Source organism: Sphingopyxis soli (genome assembly GCF_018682675.1).
GTDB lineage: Bacteria > Pseudomonadota > Alphaproteobacteria > Sphingomonadales > Sphingomonadaceae > Sphingopyxis > Sphingopyxis soli.
In genome coordinates, this window is record NZ_JAFMTR010000098.1 from 1 (window position 1) to 4047 (window position 4047).

At 64.5% G+C, this 4047-nt stretch carries 7 protein-coding genes and 1 tRNA gene; 5 read left to right on the forward strand and 3 right to left on the reverse strand.

Translation table 11 applies throughout. The annotated features are described in order from the left end of the window. Positions 1–169: 169 nt before the first annotated feature. Positions 170–246: transfer RNA gene (locus J1N50_RS14845), tRNA-Arg, on the reverse strand. Between the two features lie 74 nt (positions 247–320). On the opposite strand from J1N50_RS14845, the gene J1N50_RS14850 reads away from it, so the two are divergent. Together J1N50_RS14850 and J1N50_RS14855 are read left to right on the forward strand one after the other, a co-directional pair. Next, positions 321–1070, forward strand: a complete 750-nt coding sequence (locus tag J1N50_RS14850) for a queuosine precursor transporter (protein WP_215355063.1) — start codon at positions 321–323, stop codon at positions 1068–1070. Positions 1071–1076: 6 nt separating this feature from the next. Then, on the forward strand, positions 1077–1460 hold the full coding sequence (locus J1N50_RS14855; RefSeq protein ID WP_215355065.1) for a hypothetical protein: 384 nt from the start codon (positions 1077–1079) through the stop codon (positions 1458–1460). Here J1N50_RS14855 and purQ read toward each other — a convergent pair. Together purQ and purS are read right to left on the reverse strand one after the other, a co-directional pair. Further along, complete coding sequence (purQ, locus tag J1N50_RS14860; RefSeq protein ID WP_215355068.1) at positions 1422–2087, reverse strand: phosphoribosylformylglycinamidine synthase subunit PurQ; 666 nt, start codon at positions 2085–2087, stop codon at positions 1422–1424. The genes J1N50_RS14855 and purQ overlap by 39 nt on opposite strands. A 17-nt stretch (positions 2088–2104) precedes the next feature. Next, positions 2105–2335 carry a phosphoribosylformylglycinamidine synthase subunit PurS gene (gene purS / locus J1N50_RS14865; protein ID WP_037513977.1) on the reverse strand — a complete coding sequence of 77 codons (231 nt, stop codon included), beginning with the start codon at positions 2333–2335 and terminating at the stop codon, positions 2105–2107. Positions 2336–2518: 183 nt separating this feature from the next. Between purS and J1N50_RS14870 the strand changes: the two genes are divergently transcribed. From J1N50_RS14870 to J1N50_RS14880, 3 genes are all read left to right on the forward strand, one after another. Continuing rightward, positions 2519–2692 (forward strand): (2Fe-2S)-binding protein, encoded by a 174-nt coding sequence (locus tag J1N50_RS14870; RefSeq protein ID WP_058457000.1) that lies wholly within the window; start codon positions 2519–2521, stop codon positions 2690–2692. 99 nt (positions 2693–2791) lie between these two features. Continuing rightward, complete coding sequence (gene bfr, locus J1N50_RS14875) at positions 2792–3274, forward strand: bacterioferritin (RefSeq protein WP_215355072.1); 483 nt, start codon at positions 2792–2794, stop codon at positions 3272–3274. Between the two features lie 241 nt (positions 3275–3515). Further along, positions 3516–3944, forward strand: coding sequence for an addiction module antidote protein (locus J1N50_RS14880; RefSeq protein WP_215355070.1), 429 nt, complete (start codon positions 3516–3518; stop codon positions 3942–3944). The last annotated feature ends 103 nt before the right edge of the window (positions 3945–4047 follow it).

Consider the following 4047-nt stretch of genomic DNA (forward strand, 5'->3'; position numbering starts at 1 on the left):
AGGACGCGAGCCCCCTCCGTCAGCCGCTACGCGGCTGCCACCTCCCCGCAAGCGGGGAGGATTGAAGGACCACTCCCCACCCCAAAGCCGCCGCTCGCCAAGCGCAGGCCGAGGAGTGGTCGTCGCGTACTGCTCGCGCCAATATCGCATTGTTAAGAGCGATGGAGAATGGCGCGCCCGGCAGGATTCGAACCTGCGACCACCCGCTTAGAAGGCGGGTGCTCTATCCAGCTGAGCTACGGGCGCGTGCATCAGGGCTGTCGCCCGCGCGAATAGCGCGGTTTGCGTCCGGCGCAAAGCGGGTTAAGCAGCGCATCGCGATGACCGATACACCGACTCCTTCCGCCAGGCCCGCGCATGTCGCCGCTTCGGCGGTCCGTCACTTCCGCTATTACGACCTGATGATGGCGGCGTTCGTCGCGATCCTGCTCTTGAGCAACATCATCGGCGCCTCGAAGCCCAGCTACATCGTGCTGCCGGGCGGCGGGCAGTGGACGTTCGGCGCGGGCGTTCTGTTCTTTCCGATCAGCTACATCATCGGCGACGTGCTGACCGAGGTCTATGGCTATGCGCGCGCGCGGCGGGTGATCTGGACGGGCTTTGCGGCGCTTGCCTTCATGGCCTTCATGGCGTGGGTCGTGGTATCGCTGCCGCCCGCCGCGGGATGGCCCGGCCAAGCCTCCTATGAATTCGTGTTCGGCAACAGCTGGCGGATCGTGATTGCGTCGATGACCGCCTTCTGGGTCGGCGAATTCGCCAACTCCTACGTGCTCGCGCAAATGAAGATCTGGACGGCCGGGCGCCATCTCTGGATGCGGACGATCGGCTCGACGATCGTCGGTCAGGGGCTCGACAGCCTGATTTTCTACCCGCTCGCCTTTTACGGGCTTGCCGGATGGCCGCCGGAGCAGTTGTACGAGGTCGTGCTGTTCCAATGGCTGTTCAAGACCACGTGGGAAATCGTCCTGACGCCCGCAACCTACGCCATCGTGGGCGCGCTGAAGCGGCGCGAGGGTGTCGACGTGTTCGATGAAGGCACCGACTTCAACCCCTTCGGCGCGAAGGTCTGATCCCCCATGACGTTGATAGAATTGGCCTCGCTGTTCGAGGAGCGCAAATCATGGCTCGTCACCGCCACCGATCTCAGCAAGGATGCGCTGCATATCTATTTTGGTCTGGCGCTCTTCATGCTGGTGCGGCTGGCGTGGCGCTGGCGCGGAGGTTGGGTCGCGGCGTGGCTGGCGGTGCTCGTCATGGCGTGTGGCGGCGAATGGCTCGACATGACGGCGGAATTCAGCAACGCGGCGATACAGCCCGACGCCGCGCACTGGCACGACATATGGAACACGATGTTCTGGCCGACCGTGCTGCTGCTCGTCGGGCGCTGGCTCCAGCCGGTGGTGCAGCCGCGGGCGGAAGGGTCAGGCGAGGACGCCGAGCGCCGCCTCGAACAGGCGTAGGCCGTCGGTGCCGCCGTGCGCGCGGTCGATCGCGCGTTCGGGATGCGGCATCATGCCGAGCACATTGCCGGCGTCGTTCAGCACGCCCGCGATATCGCGCGCCGAGCCGTTGACATTGTCGGCGTAGCGGAACGCGACGCGCCCTTCGCCCTCGATCCGGTCGAGCGTCGCCGCATCGGCGAAGTAATTGCCGTCGTGATGCGCGACGGGGATGGCGATTTCCTCGCCTGCGCCATAGCCCGCGGTGAACAGCGACTGGCTGTTTTCGACCTTCAGCGGCACGGTGCGGCACACGAAGTTGAGCCCCGCGTTGCGCATCAGCGCGCCGGGCAGCAACTGCGCCTCGGTCAGCACCTGAAAGCCGTTGCACACGCCGAGCACCGGGACGCCGCGTGCCGCGGCATCGGACACCGCGCGCAGGATCGGCGAGCGCGCCGCCATTGCGCCCGAGCGCAGATAGTCGCCGTAGGAAAAGCCGCCGGGCAGCGCGATGAAATCGACGCCATCGGGCAATTGGCTCTCGCGGTGCCAGACCATCGCGGGCGCCTTGCCCGTCACCTGCTCGAGCGCGACCGCCATGTCGCGGTCGCAGTTGGAGCCGGGAAAGACGATGACGGCGGTCTTCATGGGTCGCGGCTCCTGTATTACGGGCGTTCGATGCGGTAGTTTTCGATCACCGTGTTCGCGAGCAGCTTCGCGCACATCGCGTCGAGGTCGGCATCGCTCGTGCCGTCGGCGACGTCGAGTTCGATGAAGCGGCCCGCGCGGACGTCGGCGACGCCGCCGAAACCCAGCCCCTCGAGCGCATGATGGATCGCCTTGCCCTGCGGGTCGAGAACCCCCGGCTTGAGCGTCACATAGACATTCACTTTCATGGGGCGGACCTCTGCTTTGCGGGGGCTTGGGAAGATGGGCGCGCCTATGCCCGCGAATCACGTCGCGGGCAAGGCCCGGCGGGGCGAAAATTGCCGCTGTTCGGATTGCGAACCAGTCGCAACTTTCCAGTTGCGAATCGCTCGCACTATCCCTAGATAGCCCTTGTTGAGAAGGATTCGCACATGGTTGTCTGTGTCTGCAACGCAATAAGGGAGCGCGATCTGCGCGACGTCGCGCGCGACGGCCAATTGCGGTGCGCCAAGGCGGCCTATGCGCAACTGGGTCGCAAACCCAAATGCGGCCAGTGCCTGCCTTTCGCTCGCAATATCATCAGCGACGTCGCCGAGACCGCCTGATTTTTCTTGGTTTTCTGCCATTTTTGACCTTGGCGTGACGCGGCCGGGGGGCGTATAAGGCCGCCCGACCCCATCCCAGGAAGAATGACAGGACTGACCATGAAGGGCGACGCTAAAGTCATCGATTTTCTCAACGAGGCGCTCAAGAACGAGCTGACCGCGATCAACCAATATTGGTTGCACTACCGGATGCTCGACAATTGGGGCGTCGCGCGCCTCGCGCATTTCGAGCGGCACGAATCGATCGACGAGATGAAGCACGCCGACAAGCTGGCGGACCGCATCCTGTTCCTCGGCGGCCTGCCCAATTTCCAGCTGCTCGGGCGCCTGCGCGTCGGCGAAACCGTCGAGGAGATACTGAAGGCGGACCTCGCGCTCGAGGAAGAGGCGATCCCGTTGCTCAAGGACGCGATCGCGCACAGCGAAAGCGTTCGCGACTATGTCAGCCGCGACCTTTTTTCGGACATCCTCGAAAGCGAGGAGTATCATGTCGACGAACTCGAAAAGCAGTTCGAAATGATCGAGCGCATGGGAATCGAGAATTACATCCAGCTACAGTCGAAGCCGGTCAGCGAAGATTGACGATGGCGCGAAGGCGGAGGGGGCTTCGTCCACGGCCTAAACCGTTGAAATTAGGGGCGCCTTCGGGCGCCTCTTTTTTCGCTTGTATTTGCGACTAATTATCAATAGCAAGAATGGGCAGTCCCCTCCTGCCGGCCGCTGCATCTTTCAGCTGCATCATGGCGGCCGGCATCTTTTTCAGGCGTGGGGCGGGACCGGGAAACATCCCGGCCGATCGGGCCGGCATCGATGGGGAGGCTTCATGCAGAGCAGCGAACTGGTCCGGAAATTCACCGTGCAGCCGCTCGTCCGCGACCTTTTTCCCGACGCCGCCCAGGCCGTTCTCGCGCTCCGCTATTGCATCCTCTGCCGCCGCGGCGAGCGCGACCCGATGCCCGAGCTCGAACGGCGCTGGGGCAATATCCTCGTCGCGCGGCGCTTCCGGCTGGTCGTCGAGGCGATCGGACATGTCTGGCCCGACCCCTTCGCGGTCGCCCCGCCCTGCTGCCCGCAGCTCAGCTTCGACGAGGCGCTGCTCGCGTCGATCGTCCGCGCCGCGGGCGCCGGCGACCGGATGGGATTTGACCTGCTGACAGGCGAGATGCTGGGCAGCGACGCGCGCGCCATGCTGTTCACCGCGCTCGAGAATTTCGTCCGCGCGCGGGCGCCGGGGCGCGTCGGCGGGCTATAAGCTGTGCCTCGACTTCGCCAGCGGCAAGAATGTCGGTTTTGGGGTGGATTCCAGACAGTCCCCTATTTCCGTTCGTGTCGAGCGAAGTCGAGACACCCGGCAG